Origin of the sequence: Pseudonocardia sp. ICBG1142, from assembly GCF_020496255.1 — a bacterium.
Taxonomy (GTDB): Bacteria; Actinomycetota; Actinomycetes; order Mycobacteriales; family Pseudonocardiaceae; genus Pseudonocardia.
This window is the reverse complement of record NZ_JAHLJC010000005.1, coordinates 436,081-462,297: the sequence shown is the minus strand read 5'-3', so window position 1 is coordinate 462,297 and position 26,217 is coordinate 436,081. Positions and strand designations below refer to the sequence as shown.

The window sequence follows — 26,217 nt, the reverse complement described above, 5'->3', positions numbered from 1 at the left end:
GGGCGACGTCACTGCCGGGTCAGGTCCCGACCGATGATCTCCTTCATGACCTCGTTCGCGCCGCCGTAGATGCGCTGGACGCGTGCGTCCCGGAACGCGCGGGCGATGGGGTACTCGTTCATGTAGCCGTATCCGCCGTGCAGCTGCACTCCGGAGTCGATGACCTGCCACTGCATCTCGGTCGCCCACAGCTTGGCCTTGGCCGCGTCCACGGCGGTCAGCGTCCCCGCGTTCAGCTCCCGCACACACCGGTCGACGTAGGCCCGGGTCACCTCGACCCGGGTCCGCAGGTCGGCGAGGGTGAAGCCGACGCTCTGCTGCTGGGCGAGCGGACGCCCGAACGCGACACGCTGCTTCACGTGGTCCACGGTCCAACCGAACGCGGCCTCGGCGGAGCACTGGGCGGCGACGGCGATGCCGAGGCGCTCCCGCGGGAGATTGCGCATCAGCGCACGCAGCCCGCCCCCCTCCTCGCCGAGCAGGTTGTCGGCCGGGACCCGGACGCCGTCGAAGAACAGCTCGGCGGTGTCCTGTGCGGTCAGACCGACCTTGTCGAGCTTCCGTCCGCGTCGGAAGCCGGGCATCCCCCGCTCGACGACGAACAGGGAGAAGCCGGACGACCCCGCGCCCGGATCCGTCCTCGCCACGACGATCACCAGATCGGCGGTGACGCCGTTGCTGATGAAGGTCTTCGACCCGTCGAGCACCCAGCTGTCGCCGTCACGCCGGGCCGAGGTGGTGATCCCCCGCAGGTCGCTGCCGGCGCCGGGCTCCGACATCGCGATCGCGGCGACGGTCGCCCCGGTCGCGAACCCGGGGAGCCACCGTGCACGTTGTGCGTCGTTCGCCGACTCGAGCAGGTATCCCAGCACGATGTCGTCGTTCGTCCCGAACGCCGACTGCAGTGCCGAAGCGCCCACCTTCGCGATCTCCTCCGAGAGCACGTAGCGGAACCGATAGTCCGACACCCCGGCACCGCCCAGCTCCTCGGGTACGGCGAGACCCACCAGCCCCGCGGCGCCGGCCTTCTTCCAGGTGTCCCGATCGACCTCGCGGACCTCGTCCCACCGGTCGAGATTCGGCACCACCTCGCGCTGCACGAACACTCGGGCGGTCTCGCGGTACGCCTCGTGGTCGGCGTCGAAGAGATCGGTCTCCATGAATTCACCTTAATCCATTAGACAGTCGTGAAGGAACGGTTCGCCGGACGGCGGGCGCCCGCCCCGCGACGCGCCGGGCGAGGCTCCGGAGGCGCCACGCCGGCGGTGGCGGACAATCCGTTGGTGCCCCGACCGTCCAGCCCGCTGCTCACCCGGGAGCGGATCGTCGTGACCGCGCTGGCGGTCATCGACGCCGAGGGCCTGCCCGCGTTCAGCCTGCCCCGCCTGGCCAGGGAACTCGGGGTACGCGCCCCGTCGCTCTACCACCACGTGGCCGACAAGGCCGAGATCCTCGGAGCCGTCGCACGGGCCGTCCTGCTGGAGGCCCCGTTCCCGCCTCGTCGCTCGAACGCGGTGTGGACGGAGTGGTTCGTCGAGGTGAGCCTGGGGGTCCGGCGGACCATCCTGCGGCACGCCCACGCGGCACCGCTGCTCCTCGAGTTCACGCCGCGGGAGGTCCTGACCCCGACCTACGAGATCGGCGCCGAGCTGCTGGAGGAGGCGGGGGTGCCCCGCAGCGCGCACCTCCTCGTTCTCGACGGGCTGGACCAGCTGGTGCTCGGCTCGTCGGTGATGGAGGCCATCCGTCCGCGCGAGCGACGGGAGCGACGACTCCGGGACGTCGTCGCCGAGGACACCCCGCTGCTCGCCCGCGCGGTCGCCGGTGACGCCCGCACGTCCGAGCAGCTCTTCGCCGAGACGGTGCGCAGCTTCCTGCGCGGCGCGGTCGCCGACGCCCCGGGCTGACCCGACCCGCGGCGTCGGCATCGGCGTCACGTCGTACGCGCCCCGACCGCGACGTCGAGCATGTCCCGGACGTCCACCAGCTTGCGGCGCGGCCGACCGGCCGACCGGCCGGACTCGCGCTCGTGGGCGTCGATGGCCTTCCACCCGTCGAGGCCCACGACGTTCGGACAACGGTCGGCGAGCAGGTCGGCGAGTCCGCCGTCCCCGCGGACCGGCGCCGCGAGGCGACCGGCCGCGTAGTCGGCCAGCAGCGTCTCCACGGTCGCCTCCGCACACCACCGGTTCGTCCCGATGACCCCGCTCGGTCCCCGTTTGATCCATCCCGCGGCGTAGGTCCCGGCGACCGCCGCTCCCGTGGTGGGGTCGACCACGCGGCCGCCCCGGTGCGGGAGCACTCCCCGGTCCTCGTCGAACGGCAGCCCCGGGACGGCGGTCCCCCGGTAGCCGACGGCACGCAGCACGAGGCCCGCCGGCACGTCCTCGGTCCGCCCGTTCGGGCGCGCGACCGTCCGGCCTCCGTCGTCGACGAGGTCGTTGTGGGCGAGCCGGACACCGGTCACGGCGGCCTCGCCGAGAACCGCCTCCGGCGCCGCCCGGAACCGCAGGACGATCCGCCGACCCGCGCCGGTGGCGGGCCGCTCCGCGAGCTCGCGCAGGAGGTTCGCCTTCCACCGTACGACCGGGTCGTCGACCGGGCCGGCCGGTGCGACCTCGGCGGGGTCGATCACCAGGTCGACCCCGGGCAGCTCGGCGAGTTCGAGCAGCTCCGGGGTGGTGAACGCGGCCTGCTCGGCACCCCGTCGCCCGACCACCACGACCTCGCGTACGGCGCTGTCGGCCAGGGCGGTGAGCGCGTGCTCCGCGATGTCCGTGCCGTGCAGCCGGCCCGGGTCCGTCACGAGGACACGGGCGACGTCGAGCGCCACGTTGCCGTTGCCGATCACCACGGCGCGCTCGGCCGACAGGTCGACCTCCAGCGCGGCGGCCTCGGGGTGGCCGTTGTACCAGGCGACGAACTCGCGTGCGGACAGGCTGCCCCGCAGGTCCTCACCGGGGACGTCGAGCCGGCGGTCGCCGGGAGCGCCCACCGCGTAGACGACGGCGTGGTGGTGCTCCAGCAGGTCGGCGTGACTCAGGTCCGAGCCGATCTCGACGTTCAGGTGCAGCGTGAACCCGGGACGGGTCCACGAGCGCGACAGCGAGGTGCCCACGCCACGGGTACCGGGATGGTCGGGGGCGACGCCGTAGCGGAGCAGACCGCCGGGCACCGGGAGCCGCTCGAACATCGACACCCGGACGTCGAGCTCCCGCCGGGCGAACAGGCTCTCCACCGCGTAGCAGGCGGCGGGGCCCGACCCCACGACGGCGACGCGGAGCGGCCCCCCGCCGGCCGGCGGAGCGACGGTCGCGCGCTCGGTGCCGGCGACCGGCACGGGCCGGCGCCCCTCGTACCAGGCCGCGTTCAGCAGCAGGTACGGGTCGTCGTCGCCCTCGAGGTCGTCGTCGGACACGATCGCCTCGACCGGACACACGTCCAGGCAGGCACCGCAGTCGATGCAGGTCTCCGGATCGATGTAGAGCATCTCGGCCCGCGCGTACCCCGGCTCGTCCGGGGTCGGATGGATGCAGTCGACCGGGCAGACCGGCACACAGGAGGCGTCGTTGCAGCACGGCTGTGTGATCACGTGGGTCATCGCATGTCCTCGTGGTGTCGTGACCCGGTGGTCGGTGCGCGACCGGGGGTCGGCGCGACGGCGCTCAGCGCACCTTCTCGTGGGTGACGGCCAGGTCCGCGTACTCGGTGCGGATGGCGGGCTTCGCGATCTTGCCGCTGGGCAGCCGGGGAAGCGGCTCGTCCCGGACGACCACGTAGCGGGGCACCTTGTAGTCGGCGACCTGTTCGTTGCACGCGGCCACGATCGCCGCGGCGTCGACGTCGCCGCTGACGATCGCCGCGGGGGTCTCGCCGAACCGCTCGTCCTTGGCGGCGATGACGGCCACCTCGCGCACGCCCGGGACCGCGGAGATGACGGCCTCGAGCTCGAACGGCGACACGTTGATGCCACCGGTGATGATCAGGTCCTTGAGGCGGTCCACGAAGGTCAGCCGCCCCTCGGCGTCGCGGGTGCCGAGGTCACCGCTGTGCAGCCACCCGTCCCGCAGCGCCCTGGCCGTGTTCTCGTCGTCGTTCCAGTAGCCCGGGGTGACCCCCGGCCCGCGCATCACGATCTCGCCGGGCTCACCCGGCGCGCAGACCGAGCCGTCCTGCCCGATGACGGTGACGTCGGTGAAGATGCTCCCCCGCCCGCAGGAGCCGGCGTGCTCCTCGGCCTCCTCCGCCCAGGTCGCGGTGGCGATCCCGCCGACCTCGGTCATGCCGTAGATCTGGCGCAGGATCACCCCTTTCTCCCGGTAGGTGCGCAGCAGCGGCAGCGGCACCGCGGCGCCACCGACGACGGCCGTCTCCAGGCTCGCCAGGTCCGCCCCGGCGAACTCGGGGGCCGAGGTGAGCGTCTGGTAGATGAGCGGAACACCGAACATGACGGTGATCCGGTGCTCCTCGATCAGCCGGACCGCCCGCGACGGGTTCAGCTCCTTCTCGACGACGAGCGTGCCCCCGAGCACCCCGGTCATCACCAGCCCGTAGACCAGGCCGGGGGTGAAGGCGAGCGGGAGCAGCAGCAGGGTCCGCGCCCCCGGACGCATGCCCGGCTCGGTCAGCGAGTTCTCGAAGACGATGTCGAGCAGGGTGCGGTTGGTGCAGATCACGCCCTTGGACAGGCCGGTCGACCCGCTGGTGTAGAGCAGCGCCGCGGGGGCCTCGGGCGCGATGTCGACCCGGAAGTCCTCCCGGCCACCCTCCCGCAGCGCGGCGAGCTCGTCCAGCCCGATGACGTCCAGCTGGTGGCCGCGCTCGACGACGCCCTCCAGCCCCGCCAGCAGCGCCGGCGCCGTGACGACGACCCCGCACCCGGCGTCGGCGAGGAGCTTGTGGAGCTCGGCGGCGACCAGGCGCGGGTTCAGAGGCAGCAGCACCGCACCGGACTTGATCACTCCCCAGGCGGCGGCGACCCACTCGGGGCTGTTGGCCGACAGCAGCCCGACCCGGTCCCCCGGGCTGACGCCCGAGTCCACCAGACGCCGCGCGACACGGCCGGACCAGTCCTGCAGCTCGCGGTAGGTGAGCACGAGGCTTATTCAGGCTCCGTCAGGTAAGTGTGTAGAAGATGAGTCCGATGACTGCCGAGATTGTCGTTTTAAATGTGGCGTAGGGCCGCCGGTAGTCTGTGTGGAGAACTTTCCACGTTTTGATATGGGCGATGACTCGTTCGATGGTGGCGCGTGTGTGGTTGAGGCTCTTGTTGAATGTTTTTTGCCAGTCGAGAAGTTCCCGGCCGGGTGGTTTTTTGAACGGGGTGAGCATGCCGCGCCCGATGTATCCTTTATCGCCGATCGGGGGGTATGTGGCGAGGTGGTCGAGGGCGCCGGATTGGTCGAGGCAATATAGGTCGTGTCGGGAGCCTGGGGTCGGGTCGGAGATCCACGACAGCTGCCCTTCCAGGGTGGCTGCGACCTGGACGACGACGCCGGTGGTGCGATGCTTGCCCGACCACAGACCCGGCACCGCGGCCCATGACCAGCAGGGCAGCAAGGTTCCATCGATGATGTACTGCCGATCGGCACGAAGCTCCTCTGCCGTCGGAACGACACTCCGCAGCGCCTGTGCCAGCAACGGTGTCACCCCCGTGATCGCTCGACTAACCGTCGACTGCGACACCCCATAGGTTTCCGCCAACTCCCACTGCACACGATTCCCGCGCAGATACGCCAACGTGATCACCACCGACCAGAACAACCCCAGAACCGGCGGCCAAGACAAACGTGCCTCCGTCGCGTCCCGCTGATCCTGCTCATACACTATAGCGACAAGATCCTGAATTTCATCACGCCGGAAACCAGTGGTATAGTACATACTGCGGCAGCCCGTTCATCTCGGATTGATTCGGCAAACCAATATTCGCGATGGACGGGCTGTCGCCCAACCCGACACGCCGGGCTAGATCGTTATATCACGGGGCCTGAATAAGCCTCCACGTCGTCCTCGACGACGAGAGCCTTCTCCTCACCCTTGCGCAGCGCCCACCAATGGAGCGCGGAGGCAATGGATGTCGACATGTGGTGATCTCCTTCGTGCGCCACGATGCGCATCCCGAGACGGTCCCGGACCGTACAGATCAAGAGATGGAGAAAGAAGGAGAACCCTCTTCCCTACAGGTTTTAGACTACTGCGGGCTACTGCTCTGTCAACGGCCCGACGAGGCTTTCAGGCCGAAATCGGGAGTAGGCCCGACAGCCGTCCGAGAACGGCCTCGGCTTCGGCCACGATGCGCGGGATCAGCTCGCCCACCGCGGGGATGTCGTGGATGAGGCCCTGGCACTGCCCGACCGCCCAGGTCCCGGCGTCCGGGGCGCCTCGGCGACGGCGGCGCCCAGCTCGGCCCGGCCGACCCACTGCATGCCGCCCTGGACGACCGGGTGCTCCGGCCCCGAAGGTCTCGGAGAGCCGGGCCCGGTCGGACGCGACGGCCGCGCGGTTGATCCGGTTCATGTGCCCCAGGGGGTGCGCGTCGTCCGAGACCGCGGACAGGTCGGCGCCGGAGCAGAAGTCCTCGCCCGCACCGGTGAGCACGACGACCCGCACCCCGGGGTCGTCGTCGAGCTCGGGGAGCGTCCGGGCGAGGTCGGCGAACATGTCCGCCGACAGGGCGTTGCGCCGACCCGGGTCGGAGAGCTCGACGGTGGCCACGGTGCCGCTCCGCCGGACGTGCAGACCCACGTGGAGCCCTTCGGTCGGGATACCGGGGCCGTCGTGGGAGGACGGCCCCGGTACCGGGTCAGGAGTAGTCGATCACGCCGCGGAGGTTGCTCCCCGCGTGCATGTCCTCGTAGCCCTGGTTGATGTCCTCGAGCTTGTACCTGCGGGTCACGAGCTCGTCGAGCTTCAGCTGGCCCTGCTGGTACATGTTCAGGAAGTAGGGGATGTCGCGGCTGGGCGAGGACATCCCGAACAGGGCGCCCTGGATCCGCTTCTGGTACATCGCGAACTCGAAGAGGTTCACCGGGATGACGTTCTCGTCGATGTTCGCGACCGCGGTCAGGACGACGGTGCCGTCCTTGCGCGTGGCGGCGAAGGCCTGGCCGACGTGCTCACCGGTCGCGACGCCGACGGTGACGATGACGCAGTCCGCGCCCTGCCCGTTCGTCAGCGACTGGGCGAGGTCGGTCGCCTCGGTCATGTTCGAGGCCACGTCGGTGGCGCCCAGCTTCAGCGCGCTCTCGCGCTTGAACGGGGCCGGGTCGACGGCGATGACGCGCACCGCGCCCGCGTGCTTGGCACCCTGGACCGCGTTGATGCCGATCCCACCGACGCCCATGACGATCACGACCTGACCCGGCCGGACCTGCCCGGCGTTGACGGCCGAGCCCCAGCCCGTCGGGACGCCGCAGCCCACCAGCGCGGCCGACTCGAGCGGGATGCTCTTGTCGATTTTCACGGCGCCCCACTCCGGCATGATGCTGTACTCGGAGAAGGTGGAGACGAGCGAGCACTGGGCGACGTCCTGACCGCCGTGGTGCAGCCGGAACGTGCCGTCCAGCTGCGTGCCCAGCATCATGAACGCGCCGTTGTCGCAGAGGTTCTGCTTGCCCTCGCCGCACCAGCGGCAGCGGCCGCAGCCGGGGATGAAGCTGGCGACGACGTGGTCACCGGGCTCCAGGTCGCGCACCTTCGACCCGACGGCCTGGACCACTCCGGCGCCCTCGTGACCCCCGCAGTAGGGGTAGTGCGCCGACGGGACGTCGCCCTTGGCGACGTGGTCGTCGGAGTGACACAGGCCGGCGGCCGTGTACTTGACCAGGACCTCGTACTCCTTGGGCTCGTCGACGTCGACCTCGACGATCTCCCACTTGCCCGGTGCCTCGAACAGGACCGCTGCTCTCGACTTCATCGTCTGCTGCTCCTCGCGGTGTGGGGTCGGGTCACTCGAAGTCGACGCGCTTCATCGCGGCGATCACGTGCTGGAAGGCGGACATGTTCTTGAGCAGCTGCGACATCTTGCCGCGCACCCGGAGCTGGCCGCGGGTCATCGCGACCGTCGGATTGATCTTGTCCTCGAACAGGCCGCGCCAGACGTCGCTCGAGCCGCTGATCACGAACTGCGCGTTCTCCAGGTCCTCCGCGGTCGCGTCACGGACCTCGGTGACCTTGCCGTCGTCGAAGACGCAGTAGAACTGGCCCTCGATCGGGGCCTCGTACTTGTAGACCATGGTCATCGAGATCCCGGCACCCTTCTGGTGCCACACGGGGTCGTTGTTCAGCTCATCGGCCATGGCCTGGTAGAAGTCGACGGTTCCGAGCTTGACGGTCATCTGTGCTCCTCCGGGGAACAGTGGTGGGTGGGAGAGGTCGGATCAGGCGGACCGGCCGAGGATGAGCGGGAGCCGCTCGACGCCCTTGACCTGGCTGAGATGGCGGACCGGCGAGTCCTCCGGGTCGAGCTTGTAGTCCGGGAACCGGCGGTGGAGCTCGGTGAACGCGATCCGCAGCTCGTTGCGGGCCAGGTGCGACCCGAGGCAGCGGTGGTGCCCGGCGCCGAAGCCGAGGTGCGGGTTGGGCGAGCGGGAGAGGTCGACGGTGTCCGGGGAGTCGAACTTCTCCGGGTCGCGGTTGGCGGCGCCGTAGGGGATCAGCACCTTGTCCCCCGCGGAGAACTGCACGCCGCCCACGACGACGTCGGACTTGATCACGCGGGCCGCGGCGACCGCGGACTCCCAGCGCACCATCTCCTCGACCGCGGTCGGAACGAGCGAGGGGTCCTCGACCAGCTGCCGGCGGACCTCAGGCTGCTCGGCGAAGAGGATCACGCTGTGGGCGAGCTGACCGAGCACCGTGTGCAGTCCCGCGATCATCAGCAGGAACAGCATGTTCAGCATCTCGAACTGGGTCAGGTCCCGGTCCTGGAACTTGCCGTTGACGAGCACGCCGGTGACGTCGTCGACGGCGGGGTTCTCCATCCGCTCGTCGAGCATCTCGGCGAAGTAGGCGTAGACCTCCATCGCCGCGGCCATCCGGAACTCGGTGGCCTCCTCCTCGGAGGCACCCGGCTTGCCGAGGACGATGTCGTCGGTCCACTTCTGGAACCGGGGGGCGTCCTCGTGCGGCCAGCCCATCATCGCCAGGAACACCCTGGTGGGCAGCGGCTGGGCGAACGCCTCGACGAAGTCGACCTTCTCCTTGCCCTCCATCGCGTCGAGCAGCTCGGTGACGATCGCGGTGATCTCCGGCTCGAGCGCGCTCATCCGCTTCGGGGAGAAGAGCTTCTGCAGGATGGCGCGGTAGGCGCCGTGGTCCGGCGGGTCGACCTCCAGCGGGATCATCGGACCGTCCTGGCCGATGGTCCCGGGGATGTTGACGCTCTCGCTGGAGAAGACCTCGGGGTTGCGGCAGACGTCGTGGATGTCGTCGTAGCGGGTCAGGATCCAGTGGCCGCCGTACTTGTCGGAATGGGCGACCGGGCACGTGTTGCGGAGCTCGGCGTAGCGCTCGTAGACGGTCTCGACCTGCTTCGGGTCGTGGATGTCGAAGTCGACCTGGACGTCGGCGGTCTCGGCCGTGCTGGGGGTGCTGGTGGTCATGTGGTGGCTCCTCGGCGGTGTCGGGAGTGCTCAGCTCGTGGGGTGATCGAGCAGGACCGCCCGCTCGGGACAGTTGCGTGCCGCCGTACGCGCCTCGTCGGCGGCGGCACCGGAGACGTTCGCGGCCAGCAGGACCGGGAAGCCCTCGTCGTCGGCGTCGAACACTTCGGGAGCGAGGGAGTAGCAGCGGCCGTGACCGGCGCAGGTGTTCCGGTCGACGTCCACGGTCAGTTCGGTTGACACGGTCGGTCCTCTCAGTCCCAGTCGAGACCGACGGCGCCGTAGGAACGGCCGTCGATGTCGGTGTCGAGAGCCGTGTAGAGGCTCTTCACCTTGGTGTAGGCGTGCAGGCCGTCGACGCCGAGCTCGGAGCCGACCCCGCTGCGCTTGCGGCCGGACAACGGCGTGCGCGCGACGTCCGCCGCGGCGACGTCGTTGATCCACGTCAGACCGCTCTCGAGCCGCGCGGCGACGGCGCGCGCGCTCTGGAGGTCGGTGCCCCAGACCGAGGCGGCGAGCCCGTACTCGCTGTCGTTGGCGATCCGGACGGCGTCGTCGACACCGGAGTAGCGCACGACCGCGAGGACCGGTCCGAAGATCTCCTCACGGGCGGCGACGTTGTCGGTGTCCACCGCGAGCACCGTCGGGGCGACGTAGTGCCCACCCTCCGGCACACCGGTGGGTCGCTCGCCCCCCGCGACGACGCGTCCGCCCTGCTCGACGGAGCCCGCGACGAACTTCTCGATCTTGTCCCGCTGGGCCGCGGAGATGACCGGGCCGACGTCGGAGGTCGGCTCGGTCGCGGCCCCCACGGTCAGCTGGCCGGCACGGGTGGCCAGCAGGTCCAGGAACTCGTCGTACCGCGAGTCCGGCACCAGCATGCGGCTCGTGGCCACGCACGCCTGCCCGCTGTGCATCATGCTGCTGAACAGCGTGCCGCGGACCGCGAGCTCGGCAGGCGCGTCCGACAGCACGACGGCGGGGGACTTCCCGCCCAGCTCCAGCAGGACCTCCTTCGCCGTGGCCGCGGCCGAGGCCATGATCCGCGTACCGACGGCGGTGCTGCCGGTGAAGCTGACGAGATCCACTCCGGGGTGCGCGACCAGGGCCTCGCCGGCCGTGCGGTCGCCGTGCACCAGGTTCAGCACGCCCGGCGGGAGGCCGACCTCGTCCGCGGCCCTGGCCAGCGCCTCCAGGCCGAACGGGGTGAGCGGCGAGGACTTCAGGACCACCGTGTTGCCGGCCAGCAGCGCGGGGGCCGCCTTCCAGACGGCGATGAACAGCGGGAAGTTGTACGGGGTGAACCCGGCGACGACGCCGACCGGCTCGCGGTGCAGCTCCCACTGCCCGAAGCCGGGGGTCGTCTGCATCGGGAAGGCCGTCGGTGCCAGCGACGCCGACATCTCGGCGAAGTCGCGCAGGTGCCCGAGCGGACCGCCGACCTGCAGCATCCCGCACAGGCGCGCGGTGCAGCCGGTGTCGCGCACCAGCTCGTCGGACAGCTCGTCGAAGCGGGAGTCCAGCGCGGAGGCGAGGTCCCGGAGGACCTGGGCGCGGTCCTGGGGGCGCATCCGGGCCCAGGGGCCCTCGAAGGCGGCCCGCGCGGCACCGACCGCCTGGTCCACCACGTCCGCGCCGCTGTCGGGGACCGATCCGATGATCTCACCGGTGGACGGATCGTCCACCTCGATAAATGGACCGCTCGCCGCAGCCCAGCGACTGTTGACGTAGTTCTCGAACTGCTTCATTGCATCTCCGCTGGTCAGACGGTCAAGAGGTCCGGCCCACATTGCCAGGATCCGTCGGAACGAGTCGTAGCCTAAAGACTCTAGGCAAAGCCGTCAAGACGCTTTCCCGAAAACCTTTCGACGAACGGCGGACAGGGTGAGGCTTATTCAGGGTGATCATGAAGTGCGGTGTTTCTCCAGGTCGGGACCGCAGCGAGGTAGCCCGCCAGGCGGCCCTGAATAAGCCTCGGTGAACACTATTCCCGACGACGGCGGGCCCCCCGGCACGCCGGCGCGCCGGTCCACACAGGAGAACGATCGGACGGACCGGGCGTCACGCAGCGGAGTCATGGCGGTGCACAGGGTGCGACGCGCGGTCCCGTGTCGGATCGGGTCGGCCCGGACCACGGCTACACTCCGGCCATGACAGCAGGTCCGTCGGAGTCGTTGAGACGGGCGGGGGGCGGGGTCCGGGAACGGCTGCTCCGCGCGGCGGAGGAGTGCTTCGGCCGCTTCGGGGTCGCGAAGACGACCATGGAGGACGTCGCGAAGGCCGCGTCGGTCTCCCGCGCGACCCTCTACCGCCATTTCGCCGACCGCGAAGCGCTCGTCGTCGCCGCCGTGGAGCGACGAGCCCTGATCAACGTGCCGCGGATGCAGGCCCACATCCAGCGGTGGCCGACGTTCGCCGACCGGCTGGTCGAGGGGCTGATCTACAACATCGACAAGGGCAGCCGGGACCCGGTCGTCCAGCTCCTGATCGTCTCCGAACAGCACGGCCTGGTCGGGCGCACCCTCGGCGGGCACACCCTGGCCGAGGGCATCACCCTGCTGATGTGGGAGCCGATCTTCCTCGACGCCATCACCCGCGGTGAGATGCGCTCGGACCTCGACCTGCGCGCGGCCGCCCGCTGGATCGCCGGGGTCAACCTGCTGCTGCTCGAACGGGACCGGTCGGTCGTCACCGAGGACGCGCTGCGCGAGGAGCTCCGGACCTTCGTCCTGCCGGCGTTCCTCCCCTGAGCCCGCGCCCTCACCGCTTCCCGAGCATCTCCTCCGAACCGAACAGGGTCGCGCTGACCAGGGGCGCCATCGGTCCCCCCAGCAGCAGCGACGACCGCGCCCCGGGGACCTGGTTGGCCGAGGTGCCCCGGATCTGCCGCACCGCCTCGAGCACCAGGCCGATCCCGTGCACGAACCCCTCCGCGATGTTGCCGCCCGCGGTGTTGATCGGCAGCCGCCCGTCCGGCGCGGACAGGTTCTCGACCGTCATGAACTCCCCCGCGGCCGGGCCGGGCGGGCAGAGACCGAGGTCGATGAGCGCGGCGACGGCGGGGCCGCTGAAGTTCTCGTAGACCTGGACGACGTCGACCTCGCCCGGCTTCACCCCCGCGTCGGACCAGAGCCGGTCCACCATCGCCGGGTGGAAGCCGGCGCTGGTGTAGGGCTCGTCGTTCTCGGCGGACTCGCACCAGCCGCGCGCGGCCCCCTGGACCCCGCTGAGGACGTACGCGGGCGTGGTCGCGAGACCGCGGGCCCGTTCGGCTGTGGTCAGCACGACCGCACCGGCCGCGTCGTTCTCCCGCGAGCAGTCGAAGAGCCGCAGCGGCTCGGAGATCCAGCGCGCGTCGGCGTAGGTCTCGTGGTCGAGCGCCCGGTCGCGGCCGGCCGCGACCGGGTTCGTCGACGCGTGCCGGTAGTCGGCCGCGACGAGGGCCTCCAGTGCCGACGGGGGCACCCCGTCCACCTCGATCATCCGCTGCGTGCGCAGCGCGCAGATCTGGACCGGGGTGAGGACGCCGTGGTCGTGCAGCAGCGGCGGGAAGTGGCCCTTGCCGTAGCTGCCGCGGCCGTCGTCGGCCTCGGTGATCCCCCGGTAGACGACGACCGTCTCGGCCTGGCCCGCCGCGATGGCCGCCGCCGCGGCGTTGACGGCGGCCGCGACCCCGCCGCCGCCACCGCCCCACACCATCGTCGACCAGCGGACCTCGCGGACCCCGAGGTCCGCGGCGAGGGCGACACCCTCGTTCTGGTCGTTGGCGTAGGAGACGAACCCGTCGAGCTCCCGGGCGTCGATCCCGGCGTCGGCGCAGGCGGCCAGGACGGCCTCCAGCGTCAGGCGCAGCGCCGACGCCGGGCCCTCGCCCCGCTTGTGGAACGGGGTGTGCCCGATCCCGACGACCGCCGCCGCCCCGCGCATCCCGCTCATCGGGTCCCCTCCACGATCCGCCAGCGCAGCAGGGCTGCGCCGTCGCCGGTCCGGTCGAACTCGCCCTGCACCCGGTCGCCGACGGCCGGGGTCGTCGCGTCCCCGTCGCGCAGCACGCCGAGCACCCGCCGGCGACCGGCGCCGTCGAGCTCCACCAGGACGACGACGTAAGGGACGTGCCCGCTCACCTCCCGGGCGAACGGCTGCCAGGTCCGCGTCCACGAGTAGACCGACCCCGACGGCTCGACGACCGGCCAGTCCAGGTCGGTCCCGTGGCAGGCCGGGCACAGCGCCCGGGGCGCCCATATCCACTCGCCGCACCGGGCGCAACGCTGGATGCGCAGCTCACCGGCGGCCAGCCCGGCCCGGTGCGGGGCGTGGAGGTCGTCGTCGTAGGCCGGCAGGGGCTCGAGGACCGGCGGGGTGTCGGGCACGTTGCGCACCTCCGACACCCGCCAGCCCTGTGGCAGCCGCACCCAGCGGGACCGCAGCACGGTCGTGTCGCCGTCGGCGTGCCGGTAGCGGATGTGGGCCGCCATGAGCCCGTCGGCCTGACGTTCGATGCTCAGCACCTCACTGCCGACCATCGTCCGGGGCAGCCGCGCCGAGGCGACGAGCTGGCCGACCCGGTCGGGCCGGAAGTCGGCCAGGGTGGCCTCCAGGTCTCCGGCGGCGACCACCTGGCCGTGCCGTGCGACGACCGCGGGCAGGTCGTCCGGGACCCCGTCGCCGAGAACGGGCGCCGTGCGCTCCGTGGCCGGGTCCGTCGTCGTGTCACTCATCGCAGCAGGTACTCCGCGTCGGTCCGCTCGTGCACGAAGCCGAGCGCTCGGGTCAGGTGGACGAGCCGGTCGTCGTCGCCGTCGACGACGAGCGCGGCGACCGGCAGGCCGGCACCGGCGATCTCCTCCATGGCCGCGACCAGGAGCGCGGCGCGGGTGGCGTCGGCGCGCCCGTCGGGCCAGACCGCCGGGCCGTGGATCCGGCCGGCGGTGCCGTACTCGGTCGCCTCGTCCGCCGTGACGTCGACCCACACGGCGCCGTCCACACCGGACCGGCCGGTCACACGGACCAGTGCACCGTCGGCGGGCGGGTCGCCCGCGAGGGTCCCGAGCATCCCGCGGACCGCCGCGGGCTCGTCGGGCCCGGTCACGTCCCGCACCTCGACCTCCGCGGCCGCGGGCACCTCGGCGAGCAGGTCGTCGCGGCGCAGCCCGCGCACCGGGGCCAGCAGGTTCCACTGGTGCCGGGTGCGGGAGATGTCGTGGGACCCGAACCGCCGGGTGAGCCGGCGGGCGGCCGGGTGGTCCCCGCGCGCCCAGATCCGTACCTCCCGGGCACCGGTCCCGGCCCAGCCGTCCGGGGCGTGCACGTCCAGCCCGATCTTCTCGAACAGCAGGGTGGTGACACCGCGGGACCGCAGATCCGGCCGCACGACGTACCGCGCGACCGCGGTGCCGTCGGACGCGACCCGGAGCTGCAGGTAGGCCGCGAGGACCGGCACCCCGCGGTCCTCCACGACCTCCCGCTCGTCGGGCAGCAGGTGGACGACGAGATGGTGCACGTCCGGGCCGTCGTCCGGCCGCACCCTGGGGAAGCCCGCCTCGGCGTCGTGCCCGGCCGCGTCGTCCAGCAGCGCCCGGAGCCCGGCGCGCAGGTCCTCGGGCACCGAGCGGTACCACTCGTGGAGGATCACGACGTCAGCTTCCGGAGCTCCCGCCGGAACACCTGGTTGGCAACCTCGTTGCGGCCGAGCAGCATCGAGCCGCCGTCCGCGCTGGCCATCCCCTCCTGGGAGCTGCGCAGCAGCGGGAAGTCCTCCTCGTGCAGGACGGCGATGAGGATGTTCCAGTTCTTGTCCCACAACCGCTCCCACTTGTCGCGGTTCATCCCGGTCTCCTCGACCGACGGGACCATCAGGCGCATCTCCATCCGGCACCGGCCCGGGTCGGTGGGGTGCGGACGGAAGGTCAGCAGCTGGAAGTGGTCGGGCTGGCGCAGCAGGGTGCTGTTCGGGAGCAGGAAGTGGGTCTCGGTGATGTGCTTGTCCAGGCTCGTGTCCCCCGGGTCCTCGTCGAGGTACTTGTCGATCGTCTTGCGCGGCGCGATGAACCGGCAGTGACGGCCGAAGTCCTCGATGGTCAGGACGTTGGTGTGGATGTGCTTCGCCGCGGTGTTGGGGTGCGCGTACTGGATGTGGTATCCGTCGAGGAAGGCGTCCTGCATGACCTTCCAGTTGACCGGCTCGTCGAAGCCCTCGGAGCGGACGGCGACGAGTTTCTCGATGCCGTAGCCGGACATGATCCCGTCCATGTCCTCGCCCAGCCAGGAGGCGACGTCGATCTCGGCGCCCGCCCGGTCGACGATCCAGACGAACCCGTGCCGCTCCTCGCAGGGGAGCTCGACGAGACCGAACTGCGACCGGTCGATGTCGCCGAAGGTGTTGTCGCGGGTGACGGCGCGGAGGCTGCCGTCGGTGTCGTAGGACCAGCGGTGGTAGCCGCAGGAGAACAGGCGGCAGCGGCCGGACTCCTGCTCCTCCAGCAACGCGCCCCGGTGGCGGCAGAGGTTGACGAAGGCCTTGACGCCGCCGTCCTTCTGGCGCACGACGATGACCTTGTTGCGGGGCATCTGCCGGGTGATGAAGTCGTTCGGCCGCGGGAGCTCGGAACCGTGGGCGATGATCGACGGCACCTCGCCGAACACCCGGTCCCGCTCGGTCCGGGCGACCTCCGGGTCGGTGAACTCGTGCGGCTCGAACGAGGCGACCTCGTCGAACCGGTCCGTGCTGTCGTCACGGAGGTGCTGGAGCGTCCGCCGGATGCGGTCCTCGCGGGGCGCGATGGAGCGGGTCATCGTTGTTCCCTTCGTGGCATGCGTGCCGTGCTCGTCCGCCGGATGTCGCGGACCGGCCGATACGTTCAGAGGTCGAGGATCAGACGGGCGCTCGTGGCCCGGGAGACGCAGGGGAAGACGACGTCACCCGCGGCGCGCTCGTCGTCGTCGAGGATCGAGTCCCGGTGGTCGGGGGTACCGCCGAGCACCGCGGTCTCGCAGGTGCCGCAGGTGCCCTCCCGGCAGGAGGTCTCGACGGGGACGCCGGCCTCCTCGAGCGCCTCGACGACGCTCACGCCGGCCGGGACCGGCACCACCCGGCCCGACGACGCGAGTTCGACCTCGAAGCCCTCGTCACCCCCGACGCCGCCCGCCGGTTCCTGCCGGGTCCGCGGGGCGAAGCGCTCCACGTGCAGCGGACCTGCTCCGGGCCGCTCGGCGTGCCGCTCCTCGATCGCGTCGAGCAACGCCCCGGGGCCGCAGCAGTAGATCGCGGCTCCGGCAGGGGCCGAGGCGAGGATCCCGTCGAGGTCGAGCAGCCCGGACCGGTCCTGCGGGTGCAGCGTGACCCGCTCGCCATAGCGGTCGGTGAGCTCGGAGGCGAACGCCATCCGGGACCGGGACCGCCCGCCGTAGACGAGTCGCCACGGCAGACCGCGGCGGTCGACCTCGGCGACCATCGGCAGGATCGGGGTGATCCCGATGCCGCCGGCGACGAACACGTAGGACTCGGCGTCGACCAGCGGGAAGTGGTTGCGGGGACCGCGGATCGCGACCTTGTCCCCGACGGCGATCCGGTCGTGGACCTCCCGGGACCCGCCGCGCCCGTCCTCCTCGCGGAGCACCGCGACCGTCCAGGTACCGCGGTCCTCGCGGGAGCCGCAGAGCGAGTACTGACGCACGAGCCCCGGCGACAGGACCAGGTCGACGTGCGCCCCGGGCTCCCACGCGGGCAGCTCGCCACCCGCCGGGTCCGCCAGCTCCAGGGCGACCACGTCATCGGCGACCTCGGTCCTCGACCGGACTTCCAGGTCGAGTGCCTCCCCCGGGGTGCGCTCGCTCATGAGCAACCACCGCCTTTTCCGTCCACCCGTCACTCGGCGGGCAACACGAAAAACCTTAAGGCTTTAGGTGTCGGGGGTCAAACGATGACGCAAAGGTGCTGCATACTTGACGGGTGCCCGTATTCAAGGCAGCTCCGCTGACCCGACGCTCGATCGCGCGCGCCGCCCTCGCCCTCGTGGACGAGGACGGCTACGAGGCATTCAGCATGCCCCGCCTCGCCGAACGCCTGGGTGTGCGCACGCCGTCGCTCTACCACCACTTCGACGACCGCGCCGGGCTGATGGCGGAGATCGCCCGCACCGTCGTGCGCGACACGCCGGTCCCCGACGTGGCCGACGACGCCCCGTGGACGGAGTTCTTCGTCCTGCTCGCCCTCAACTTCCGCGCGACGATCCTGGCCCACCCGTCGGCGGCACCCCTACTCCTGCAGTTCCTCCCGCGCGAGGTACTGGTTCGCAGCCACGAGGCGGCGGCCGAGCGGCTCCGGTCCTGCCCCATCCCGCTGGAGGACCACGTGCTGCTCCTCGACGGGCTGGAGAAGCTGACGCTGGGCAGCGCACTGACCGAGGCGGTGGGCGACCGGTCCCAGAGCGGCGACAACCCGTTCCCGGTGGAGGACCCGGCGCTGACCCCACAGCTCGCACGGGCCGTCGACGCCCACTCCCTGAACCGCGCGGAGCTCTTCGTCGCCACGATCCGGGCGTTCCTCGACGGCGTGGCACACCGTCACTGACACCCGGCACCGTCACTGACACCGGACCTCGATGAGACATGTGACATAGTACGTCGCATGTCTCGTTCGGGACGCGGCGAGGACGCCGCGGGAGCCACCGGCCTGTACGACCTCTTCCGGCTGGACGGTCGCGTCGCGGTCGTCACCGGCGCCAGCTCCGGTCTCGGCGCCGGGTTCGCCGGTGCTCTGGCGGAGGCCGGCGCAGACGTGGTCCTGGTCGCCCGCCGCGCCGACCGGCTCGGTGAGGTCGGCGCCTCGGTCACCGCGCGGGGCCGCAGACACCTCGCGGTGCCTGCCGACGTGTCGGACGAGGACGCCTGCGAACGGGCGGTCGAGGCCGCGGTCGCGGAGTTCGGCCGGGTCGACGTCCTCGTCAACAACGCGGGGGTCTCGACCGTCGTCCCCGCGCTGCGGGAGGAGCCGGCCGGGTTCCGCCGAGTCCTCGAGACCAACCTGAACGGCGCCTACTGGATGGCCAGGGCGTGCGCCCGGCACATGCCCCCCGGCTCGGCGATCGTCAACGTCGCGAGCGCCCTCGGCCTGGTCGCCTCCCGGCTCCCCCAGGCCGCGTACTCGGCGAGCAAGGCGGGCCTGCTCGGGCTGACCCGCGACCTTTCCCAGCAGTGGGCCGGCCGCCGCGGCATCCGCGTCAACGCCCTGGCGCCGGGCTTCGTCCGGACCGAGATGACCGGGGAGATGCCCGACGACGTGCTCGACGGGTTCCTGTCCGGGCTCCCGCTGGCCCGGCTCGGCACCCAGCGCGAGCTGGACGCGGCGATGCTGTTCCTCGCGACGCCGGCATCCGGCTACGTCACCGGGGCCACGCTCGCCGTCGACGGCGGGATGAGCGGGCACTGACGGGTACCGGCCACATGGTCGCGGGCGACGACGACGTGTTCCGCCGCGACCTCCTCGACCTCCTCGACCACCGGTGCCGGCGGACCTACTGAGCGGGATCCTGCAGCACACCCGCCCCGAGCAGCTCCTCGATCTCGGCGTCGGACAGCCCCAGCAGCTCCCGGGCGATCTCCCGGGTGTGCTCCCCCTGCCGGGGCGCGGGGGCGAGCGCCGGCACCGGCAGCGAGGAGAACCGCGCCGGGCCGGTGTTCGCCGGCAGCGCCACCGGCAGGTCCGGGTGCTCCATCGTCGAGAAGGCGCCCCGCGCGACGAGGTGCTCGTCGTCGGGCTCCTCGGGCAGGCGCACCATCGCCCCCGCCGGGACGCCCGCGGCCTGCAGCTCCCGCACGGCCTCGGCCGGTGACCGGGTCGCCGCCCAGGACGCGACGGCCCGGTGCACCGGACCGTCCGGGTCGCGACGCTGCGCCGGGGTGGACGCCCCCGGCGCGTCCCAGCCGACCAGGGTGCGCAGGCGGTCCCAGTCCCGCCCGTCGCGGGCCTGGACGACCACCCACTCGTCGTCGCCGGCGCAGGCGAACACGCCCGTGAGATCGGCGCGGCCCGCCGTGGCACCGGCACCGCGCTCGACGGACTCGGCGGCGAGCACCGGGCCGAGCAGGGTCAGCGCGACGTCGGCCTGCGAGATCTCGATCGCCGCGCCCCGCCCGGTACGGTCGCGGCCGATCACCGCGGCCAGCGAGCAGAGCGCGGACACCGCTCCGGCGACGTGGTCGGGGAACACGGTCGCGCCGGCGCAGAACGCGTCGTCGCGCCCCGGGACCGCCCACAGCGAGGAGAGCCCGGTGGCGGCCCGGACCAGCGGCCCGTAGCCCATCCGCCCGCTCCACGGCCCGGAGGCGCCGAAGGCGCTGCTGTCGCAGACGACCAGCCGCGGGGCGACCGCGCGCAGGTCCTCGGCGCCGAGTCCGAGCTTCGCGAGCGTGCCCGGCCTGAAGTTGGCGAGCAGGACGTCGGCGTCGGCGGCCAGCGCGCGGAGCAGCTCACGCCCTCGAGCGGTGCGCAGGTCGAGCCCGATGCTGCGCTTGTTCCGCTGCCCCCAGGCGAACGAAGCGCTCATCCCCGCGCCGCGGCGGGACTGCCGGAGACCGTCCGGGAACCCCGCGTTCTCGACCTTGATCACCTCGGCACCCTGGTCGGCCCAGAGCCGTCCCGCCTCGGCGCCGGCCACGATGACCCCGAGGTCCAGCACCCGCAGGCCCGCGAGGGGTCGCTCGGGTGACGAGGCCTCCCGTGTGACGGGCGCCCGCTCCGGGAACGACGGGTGGCCGTCGACGATCGTGGCGACCGGGACCTCGGCCGCGGCCCGGACCCCGTCCACAATGGCGAAGCCCTGGGGGACGACCGCCTCCAGGTCCGGGGCGACCGCGACGGGCCGGAGCGCGCCGGTGATCCGGAAGTGGGCCTCCTCGATGGCCTCGGACGGGGCGAGGACACCGCCGACCGGGATCCCCCGCTCGGCGCCCTCGTCGACGAGCTCGGCGCGCTTGCGGCCCGCGAACAGCTCGGCGATCAGCGGGTGCAGCCGGTCGGCCGCCGCGAAGCGGGCCGGGATGGTGTCGTACCGCGGGTCGGCGAACTCCTCCGGCGACCCCAGCCACGCGAACATCGCACGCCACTGACGCGTGGCCAGCAGGCAGATGCGGACGTGGCCGTCGGCGCAGCGGAAGACCGGGTAGAAGGCCCGGGCGTCCGGCCGGTCCCGGGGGAAGTCCTCCGACCGGCCGGCGGCCGCCGATCCCTGGGTGCCGAACCCCGGGTCGAACCCGTGCACGACCGCCTCGTGGGCCGACACGTCGACCAGCTCGCCCCGCCCGGTCCGCGACGGGTGGACGTGGGCGACGAGGGCGGCCCACGCCGCCTGGACCGCGGCGGTCCCGTCGGCCAGACCGGGCGGGGGCAGCAGCGGCGGCTCACCCGGGAGACCGGAGCGCGACAGCACCCCGCCCACGGCGGTGAGGACCGCGTCGGTGACGACCCGGCCCCGGTGGGGACCGGTCAGGCCGTACGGCGTCAGCGCGACGACGACGAGTCCGGGGAGCCGGCGGCGCAGCTCGTCCGGGTCCAGGAGCGCCGCGGCCTCCCCGTCGAGCACCACGATGTCGACCTCCGCGGCCGCGGCGAACAGACGCTCCCGATCCCCCTCCTCGGCCAGGTCCAGGCTCCACGGGGTCACGCCGCGGCCACGCAGGACATACGGCAGGCCGACCCCGTGCAGGACGGGCTCCTCCGACCGCGACCGCGCCCCCGCGGGCGGCTCGACCCGGACCACGGCCGCACCGAGGTCGGCCAGCAGGGTGGCGCAGAGCCCGGCCGGGCCGTCGCACAGGTCGATCACGCGCAGCGCGGCGAGGGGGCGGGTCATGGGCGGGTCTCCTCGACTGTGGTTCCAACGGGGGCGACGACGGGCAGACACTCGCCGAGCCCGGTGGTCTGCGGACCGGCGATCGCGGCGCCGGTCATCGGCGCTCCCAACGCGGCTCGCGCTTCTCGGCGAACGCCGTGGCGCCCTCGCGGGCGTCCCGGCTGCCGAAGACCACCCGTACCGCCTCCCGGTTGACCGCCCACACCTCGGGCTCCCAGACCGATCCCCCGGCGTGGGTCGCGTGCACCACGTGCTTGCTCTGCCGGACGGCGAGCGGCGCGTTCGCCGCGATCGTCCCGGCGAGCTCCAGCGCGACGTCGAGGGCCGCCCCGGCCGGAGCGACCCGGTTGACCAGTCCCCACTCCCGGGCGGTGGCAGCATCGACGGGCTCGCCGGTCAGCGTCATCTCCAGGGCGATCTTCAGCGGCACCTGCCGCTGGAGGCGGATCACCCCGCCGGCCGCGGCGAACAGGCCGCGGCGCACCTCGGGCAGGCCGAGCGTCGCGGTCTCGTCGATGACGGCGAGGTCGCAGGCCAGCACGATCTCCGTCCCGCCACCGAGTGCGAACCCGTTGACGGCGGCGATCACCGGCGTGTCCACCCAGTGCTGGACGATCCCGGCGAAGCCCCACTCGGGGTGCCCCTGCGCGTCGATGCGGTGGCCGCGCGCCACCTCCTTCAGGTCGGCGCCCGCGCAGAACGCGCGGCCCTCGCCGGTGAGGACGATCGCGCGGATCGCCGGATCGGCGTTCGCGGCCTCGAGTGCCTCACCGGCAGCCTCGGACAGGGCCGCGTTCACGGCGTTCATGGCGTGCGGGCGGTTCAGTGTGACCACGGCGACGGCGCCGCGGGTCTCGTACCGGACCGCGGGACCGTCGGTCCTGCTCGTGGACGGCGCGGACTGGGTCATGGCGGGGTTCCTCTCAGGCTGCCGGCGGCAGGTAGACTGAGCGCACCGACAGGTAGGGCGCCAGCCCCTCGGGGCCGAGCTCGCGGCCGAGGCCGCTGTCCTTGACGCCGCCGAACGGGGCGTTCGGGTCGAGCGCGTAGTGGTTGACGCCGACGGTCCCGCTCTCCACGCGGGCGGCCAGCGCGACGCCCCGGTCGGTGTCGGCGGTCCACACCGTGCCGCCGAGGCCGTAGGGCGAGTCGTTCGCGATCCGGACCGCATCGTCGGTGTCGGCGTAGGGGATCACGCACAGCACCGGGCCGAAGATCTCCTCCCGGGCGATCGCGGCGGAGTTGTCGACACCGGCGACGACGGTGGGCTCGACGAACCACCCGCGCTCCAGACCGGCCGGCACTCCCCCGCCGGTGGTGATCCGGGCGCCCGCGGTGCGGCCGGCCTCCACCATGCCGAGCACCCGGCGCTGCTGGGCCTCGCTGACCAGGGGGCCGATCGCGGTGCCCCGGTCCAGCGGGTCGCCGACCGGCAGCGCGCGGACGGTCTCGGTCACCAGCTCCAGCAGCTCGTCGTAGCGGGACCGGGGCACGAGGATGCGGGTGCACGCGTGGCAGGTCTGACCGTTGTTGGCGAGGGAGACGGCCGGGAGCGAGCGGGCGAACAGGTCCAGGTCGGCGTCGTCGCACACGATCGAGGCGGACTTGCCCCCGAGCTCCAGCGTCACCGGTCGCAGCCGGCTGCCGCACTCGGCGCCGATGGCGCGTCCGGCGCCGGTGGACCCGGTGAACGCGACCTTCGCGACGTCCGGCTCGGCGATCAGCGCGGCGCCCGTCTCCCGGCCGCCGGCCACGATCCCGAGCACCCCGGGCGGCAGACCGGCCGCGAGCGACGCCTCCGCGAACGCGACGGCGTCCAGCGTCGTCTCCGGGGCGGGCTTGAGCACGACCGGGCATCCCGCGGCCAGCGCCGGGCCGAGCTTCATGGCGGCCAGCGCCTGCGGGTAGTTCCACGGGGTGATCGCCGCGACCGTGCCGATGGGCAGCCTCCGGACGATCGACCGGGCGAGCGGCCCTGAACGGTGGTCGTCCGGCAGGCCGTCGCGGATCAGTCCGGCGTAGTAGCCGAGGATCACCGCGGCGCCGTGCCCGTTCGCCGCCACGGACTGCCGGATGGGCATCCCGTTCTCCCGGGACACCTCGGTCGCCGTCACCCGGGCCCGGGCGGTCAGCGCCGCGGCGAACCGGTCCAGCACGTCGGCCCGCTCGGCGGGCGGTGTGGCCGCCCATCCGGCGCCGGCGCGTCCGGCCGCCGCCACCGCGCGGCTCACCTCGTCCGGGCCGGCCGGGACGACCTCGCCGATCGCCTCCCCGGTCGCGGCCTCGAGAACAGGCAGCGGGTCGGCGCCCCGGTCGGTCCAGGCACCGTCGACGAAGGATCCGATCCGTTGAGGCTTATTCAGGCCCCGTGAAATAACGATCTAGCCCGGCGTGTCGGGTTGGGCGACAGCCCGTCCATCGCGAATATTGGTTTGCCGAATCAATCCGAGATGAACGGGCTGCCGCAGTATGTACTATACCACTGGTTTCCGGCGTGATGAAATTCAGGATCTTGTCGCTATAGTGTATGAGCAGGATCAGCGGGACGCGACGGAGGCACGTTTGTCTTGGCCGCCGGTTCTGGGGTTGTTCTGGTCGGTGGTGATCACGTTGGCGTATCTGCGCGGGAATCGTGTGCAGTGGGAGTTGGCGGAAACCTATGGGGTGTCGCAGTCGACGGTTAGTCGAGCGATCACGGGGGTGACACCGTTGCTGGCACAGGCGCTGCGGAGTGTCGTTCCGACGGCAGAGGAGCTTCGTGCCGATCGGCAGTACATCATCGATGGAACCTTGCTGCCCTGCTGGTCATGGGCCGCGGTGCCGGGTCTGTGGTCGGGCAAGCATCGCACCACCGGCGTCGTCGTCCAGGTCGCAGCCACCCTGGAAGGGCAGCTGTCGTGGATCTCCGACCCGACCCCAGGCTCCCGACACGACCTATATTGCCTCGACCAATCCGGCGCCCTCGACCACCTCGCCACATACCCCCCGATCGGCGATAAAGGATACATCGGGCGCGGCATGCTCACCCCGTTCAAAAAACCACCCGGCCGGGAACTTCTCAACTGGCAAAAAACATTCAACAAGAGCCTCAACCACACACGCGCCACCATCGAACGAGTCATCGCCCATATCAAAACGTGGAAAGTTCTCCACACAGACTACCGGCGGCCCTACGCCACATTTAAAACGACAATCTCGGCAGTCATCGGACTCATCTTCTACACACTTACCTGACGGAGCCTGAATAAGCCTCGTTCCATGCACACCCCTGTGGAGGACGGCGACCGACTGCCGGACGCACTCCCTAAAGACAGTAGCCTAATTGTTTTAGTTTGTCGGCGACGGACATCCGCCACCGCGACGAGCACGACGGCGCCGGGCCGCGGTCGCGCCGCGGCCCGGCGCCGTCGTCGGGAACCGGTTCAGACCGGGTTGAGCTCGGTCACCAGCCAGCGGTCACCGTCGCGCTCCATCGTCACCAGGACCCGCGACCCGGACAGCGTGGGCTGCTGCTGCCCCGCCCGGGTGGAGGTCTGGTTCAGGAACATCGTCAGCCGGACCCGGTCCGGCGAGGCCGGCTCGGCGACGCCCGCCGCGGCGACCGAGGTCTGTGTGACCAGCTGGTCGCGGTCGGACGCCGGGATGACGATGTCCCGGACCAGGCTCCGGTAGTCGTCCTTGAAGCGGCCGCCGACCTCGTTCAGGCGGGCGTCCAGGTCGGTCTTGATACTGCGGTGGTCGTAGGAGAGCAGGTTCGGGACCGACTCCTTCGCCACCGCCAGCGCCGTGTCCCCGGCGTCCGCGGCCTGCGTGGCGCGGACCTGCAGCACGGCGAACACGACGGCCAGGCCCAGGAGCGCGACCGCCGCGCCGGCGAGGACCCTGGTCGCGGTCCGGGGACGGTCCCGCCACCAGGTCGCGAGGGCACGGGCGCCGCGGAGCGGCAGAGCGGCGGCGGCGGTCGCCGCGCGTCCGATCGGACGCAGCACGCGCCTCACGGCACGAACTCCACTCGTGCGACCAGCCAGTCGCCGTCCTTCTTCTGGAGCTCGGTCACCATCCGGTAGAACCGCGACTCACCGTTCGGGACGGTCTGGTTGTGCACCGTCGCCTTGACCGCGACGATGGCGCGGGCGGTGTCACCGTCGAGGCTCTCCAGCCCCGCACCCGTCACCTCGCCCGTGGTGGCGACCTTCGGCTCCTTGACCAGGGTGATGTAGGAGTCCAGGTTCTGGGCGAACAGCCCGCCGAAATCGCCGGTGGCACCGTCCAGCACGCGCCGGACGTCCTGCTCGGCGGTCTCGTAGTTGATCGAGGTCAGCTCGACGGCCGCCGCCTGGGCCTTCTCCAGCGCGGCGACCCGGTCGGCCTGCGCCGCCCGGGTGCCGTTCCAGAGCACACCCGCGACCACCGCCAGGACCAGCGCCACGACGAAGCCGGCGAGGACCAGCCGTTGCACGAGAGGCCGGGGTCCGTCCTCGGCGGACCCCGCCTGCGGGTCGACCCCGGGGGCGTCGTCGCGGTCCTCGCCCACCGCGACCGGTGCGACCTCGGGGAGCGGGGCCTCGTCGACGGTCCGGACCGGGGACCCGGCAGCCTCGGCCACCGGGTCGTCGTCGGCCGGGGCCGCGGACTCCCTCCGGTCGAGGGAAGTGCTTCTCACCACGTCAGCTCCTCAGGTCAGCGGTACCGGACCGCCCCACCCCGGGGGTGGGTGGGACGGAGGCGGGCCGGTGCCGGTCGGGGGCGCCCACCCGGGGGCAGAC

Annotated in this window: 25 protein-coding genes; 5 read left to right on the top strand and 20 right to left on the bottom strand. The window is 72.0% G+C overall.

Features of this window, described 5'->3' with window-relative positions; translation table 11 throughout:
• Positions 1 to 8: 8 nt before the first annotated feature.
• The gene (locus tag KPL59_RS07415; RefSeq protein WP_226360339.1) at positions 9 to 1,160 is read right to left on the bottom strand and encodes an acyl-CoA dehydrogenase family protein; all 1,152 of its coding nucleotides are present in this window, start codon (positions 1,158 to 1,160) and stop codon (positions 9 to 11) included.
• A gap of 123 nt (positions 1,161 to 1,283) precedes the next feature.
• Here KPL59_RS07415 and KPL59_RS07410 point away from each other — a divergent pair, with 123 nt between their 5' ends.
• Positions 1,284 to 1,907 (top strand): TetR family transcriptional regulator, encoded by a 624-nt coding sequence (locus KPL59_RS07410; RefSeq protein ID WP_226360338.1) that lies wholly within the window; start codon positions 1,284 to 1,286, stop codon positions 1,905 to 1,907.
• A 26-nt stretch (positions 1,908 to 1,933) separates the two neighbouring features.
• Here the strand turns inward: KPL59_RS07410 and KPL59_RS07405 are convergent, their stop codons facing one another.
• The 9 genes from KPL59_RS07405 to KPL59_RS07365 all read right to left on the bottom strand — a co-directional run bounded on the left by KPL59_RS07405 (position 1,934) and on the right by KPL59_RS07365 (position 11,350).
• Complete coding sequence (locus KPL59_RS07405) at positions 1,934 to 3,601, bottom strand: FAD-dependent oxidoreductase (RefSeq protein ID WP_226360337.1); 1,668 nt, start codon at positions 3,599 to 3,601, stop codon at positions 1,934 to 1,936.
• A gap of 64 nt (positions 3,602 to 3,665) precedes the next feature.
• Entirely contained in the window at positions 3,666 to 5,096 is a 1,431-nt protein-coding gene (locus KPL59_RS07400) for a class I adenylate-forming enzyme family protein (protein ID WP_226360336.1), read from the bottom strand.
• Between the two features lie 19 nt (positions 5,097 to 5,115).
• Complete coding sequence (locus tag KPL59_RS07395; protein ID WP_226359944.1) at positions 5,116 to 5,880, bottom strand: transposase; 765 nt, start codon at positions 5,878 to 5,880, stop codon at positions 5,116 to 5,118.
• 351 nt (positions 5,881 to 6,231) lie between these two features.
• The gene (locus KPL59_RS36515; protein ID WP_308187839.1) at positions 6,232 to 6,714 is read right to left on the bottom strand and encodes an enoyl-CoA hydratase/isomerase family protein; all 483 of its coding nucleotides are present in this window, start codon (positions 6,712 to 6,714) and stop codon (positions 6,232 to 6,234) included.
• 88 nt (positions 6,715 to 6,802) lie between these two features.
• Positions 6,803 to 7,915 (bottom strand): NDMA-dependent alcohol dehydrogenase, encoded by a 1,113-nt coding sequence (locus KPL59_RS07385; protein WP_226360335.1) that lies wholly within the window; start codon positions 7,913 to 7,915, stop codon positions 6,803 to 6,805.
• A gap of 31 nt (positions 7,916 to 7,946) precedes the next feature.
• Complete coding sequence (locus tag KPL59_RS07380; protein WP_226360334.1) at positions 7,947 to 8,336, bottom strand: SCP2 sterol-binding domain-containing protein; 390 nt, start codon at positions 8,334 to 8,336, stop codon at positions 7,947 to 7,949.
• 42 nt (positions 8,337 to 8,378) lie between these two features.
• A complete protein-coding gene (locus KPL59_RS07375; protein ID WP_226360333.1) occupies positions 8,379 to 9,602 on the bottom strand; it encodes a cytochrome P450 in 1,224 nt (407 codons plus the stop codon).
• A 30-nt stretch (positions 9,603 to 9,632) separates the two neighbouring features.
• Entirely contained in the window at positions 9,633 to 9,845 is a 213-nt protein-coding gene (locus KPL59_RS07370; protein WP_063718807.1) for a ferredoxin, read from the bottom strand.
• 11 nt (positions 9,846 to 9,856) lie between these two features.
• Positions 9,857 to 11,350, bottom strand: a complete 1,494-nt coding sequence (locus tag KPL59_RS07365) for an aldehyde dehydrogenase (protein WP_226360332.1) — start codon at positions 11,348 to 11,350, stop codon at positions 9,857 to 9,859.
• Between the two features lie 402 nt (positions 11,351 to 11,752).
• Here KPL59_RS07365 and KPL59_RS07360 point away from each other — a divergent pair, with 402 nt between their 5' ends.
• Positions 11,753 to 12,352, top strand: coding sequence for a TetR/AcrR family transcriptional regulator (locus KPL59_RS07360; RefSeq protein WP_075310900.1), 600 nt, complete (start codon positions 11,753 to 11,755; stop codon positions 12,350 to 12,352).
• A 10-nt stretch (positions 12,353 to 12,362) separates the two neighbouring features.
• On the opposite strand, the gene KPL59_RS07355 is transcribed toward KPL59_RS07360, so the two are convergent.
• The 5 genes from KPL59_RS07355 to KPL59_RS07335 all read right to left on the bottom strand — a co-directional run bounded on the left by KPL59_RS07355 (position 12,363) and on the right by KPL59_RS07335 (position 17,437).
• Positions 12,363 to 13,538, bottom strand: coding sequence for a transporter (locus tag KPL59_RS07355; RefSeq protein ID WP_043281721.1), 1,176 nt, complete (start codon positions 13,536 to 13,538; stop codon positions 12,363 to 12,365).
• The gene (locus KPL59_RS07350) at positions 13,535 to 14,320 is read right to left on the bottom strand and encodes a Zn-ribbon domain-containing OB-fold protein (protein WP_226360331.1); all 786 of its coding nucleotides are present in this window, start codon (positions 14,318 to 14,320) and stop codon (positions 13,535 to 13,537) included. Before KPL59_RS07350 ends, KPL59_RS07355 begins: the two co-directional genes overlap by 4 nt.
• Positions 14,317 to 15,234 carry a hypothetical protein gene (locus KPL59_RS07345; protein WP_226360330.1) on the bottom strand — a complete coding sequence of 306 codons (918 nt, stop codon included), beginning with the start codon at positions 15,232 to 15,234 and terminating at the stop codon, positions 14,317 to 14,319. The genes KPL59_RS07350 and KPL59_RS07345 overlap by 4 nt, the downstream gene beginning before the upstream one ends.
• Complete coding sequence (locus KPL59_RS07340; protein WP_226360329.1) at positions 15,231 to 16,394, bottom strand: aromatic ring-hydroxylating dioxygenase subunit alpha; 1,164 nt, start codon at positions 16,392 to 16,394, stop codon at positions 15,231 to 15,233. Before KPL59_RS07340 ends, KPL59_RS07345 begins: the two co-directional genes overlap by 4 nt.
• 65 nt (positions 16,395 to 16,459) lie before the next feature.
• A complete protein-coding gene (locus KPL59_RS07335) occupies positions 16,460 to 17,437 on the bottom strand; it encodes a PDR/VanB family oxidoreductase (protein ID WP_226360328.1) in 978 nt (325 codons plus the stop codon).
• A 113-nt stretch (positions 17,438 to 17,550) separates the two neighbouring features.
• Between KPL59_RS07335 and KPL59_RS07330 the strand changes: the two genes are divergently transcribed.
• Together KPL59_RS07330 and KPL59_RS07325 are read left to right on the top strand one after the other, a co-directional pair.
• Entirely contained in the window at positions 17,551 to 18,171 is a 621-nt protein-coding gene (locus KPL59_RS07330; protein WP_226360327.1) for a TetR/AcrR family transcriptional regulator, read from the top strand.
• Between the two features lie 57 nt (positions 18,172 to 18,228).
• On the top strand, positions 18,229 to 19,029 hold the full coding sequence (locus KPL59_RS07325) for an SDR family NAD(P)-dependent oxidoreductase (RefSeq protein ID WP_075310892.1): 801 nt from the start codon (positions 18,229 to 18,231) through the stop codon (positions 19,027 to 19,029).
• Between the two features lie 85 nt (positions 19,030 to 19,114).
• Here KPL59_RS07325 and KPL59_RS07320 read toward each other — a convergent pair whose 3' ends face one another.
• The 3 genes from KPL59_RS07320 to KPL59_RS07310 form a co-directional block, all read right to left on the bottom strand.
• Positions 19,115 to 21,451 (bottom strand): CoA transferase, encoded by a 2,337-nt coding sequence (locus KPL59_RS07320; protein WP_226360326.1) that lies wholly within the window; start codon positions 21,449 to 21,451, stop codon positions 19,115 to 19,117.
• A 94-nt stretch (positions 21,452 to 21,545) separates the two neighbouring features.
• Positions 21,546 to 22,361, bottom strand: coding sequence for a crotonase/enoyl-CoA hydratase family protein (locus KPL59_RS07315; protein ID WP_226360325.1), 816 nt, complete (start codon positions 22,359 to 22,361; stop codon positions 21,546 to 21,548).
• Positions 22,362 to 22,374: 13 nt separating this feature from the next.
• Complete coding sequence (locus tag KPL59_RS07310; protein WP_226360546.1) at positions 22,375 to 23,796, bottom strand: aldehyde dehydrogenase; 1,422 nt, start codon at positions 23,794 to 23,796, stop codon at positions 22,375 to 22,377.
• Positions 23,797 to 23,920: 124 nt separating this feature from the next.
• Between KPL59_RS07310 and KPL59_RS07305 the strand changes: the two genes are divergently transcribed.
• The gene (locus KPL59_RS07305) at positions 23,921 to 24,685 is read left to right on the top strand and encodes a transposase (protein WP_226359656.1); all 765 of its coding nucleotides are present in this window, start codon (positions 23,921 to 23,923) and stop codon (positions 24,683 to 24,685) included.
• A 188-nt stretch (positions 24,686 to 24,873) separates the two neighbouring features.
• On the opposite strand, the gene KPL59_RS07300 is transcribed toward KPL59_RS07305, so the two are convergent.
• Entirely contained in the window at positions 24,874 to 25,449 is a 576-nt protein-coding gene (locus KPL59_RS07300) for a hypothetical protein (protein WP_226360324.1), read from the bottom strand.
• Positions 25,446 to 26,117 (bottom strand): hypothetical protein, encoded by a 672-nt coding sequence (locus KPL59_RS07295; protein ID WP_226360323.1) that lies wholly within the window; start codon positions 26,115 to 26,117, stop codon positions 25,446 to 25,448. Before KPL59_RS07295 ends, KPL59_RS07300 begins: the two co-directional genes overlap by 4 nt.
• Between the last annotated feature and the right edge of the window lie 100 nt (positions 26,118 to 26,217).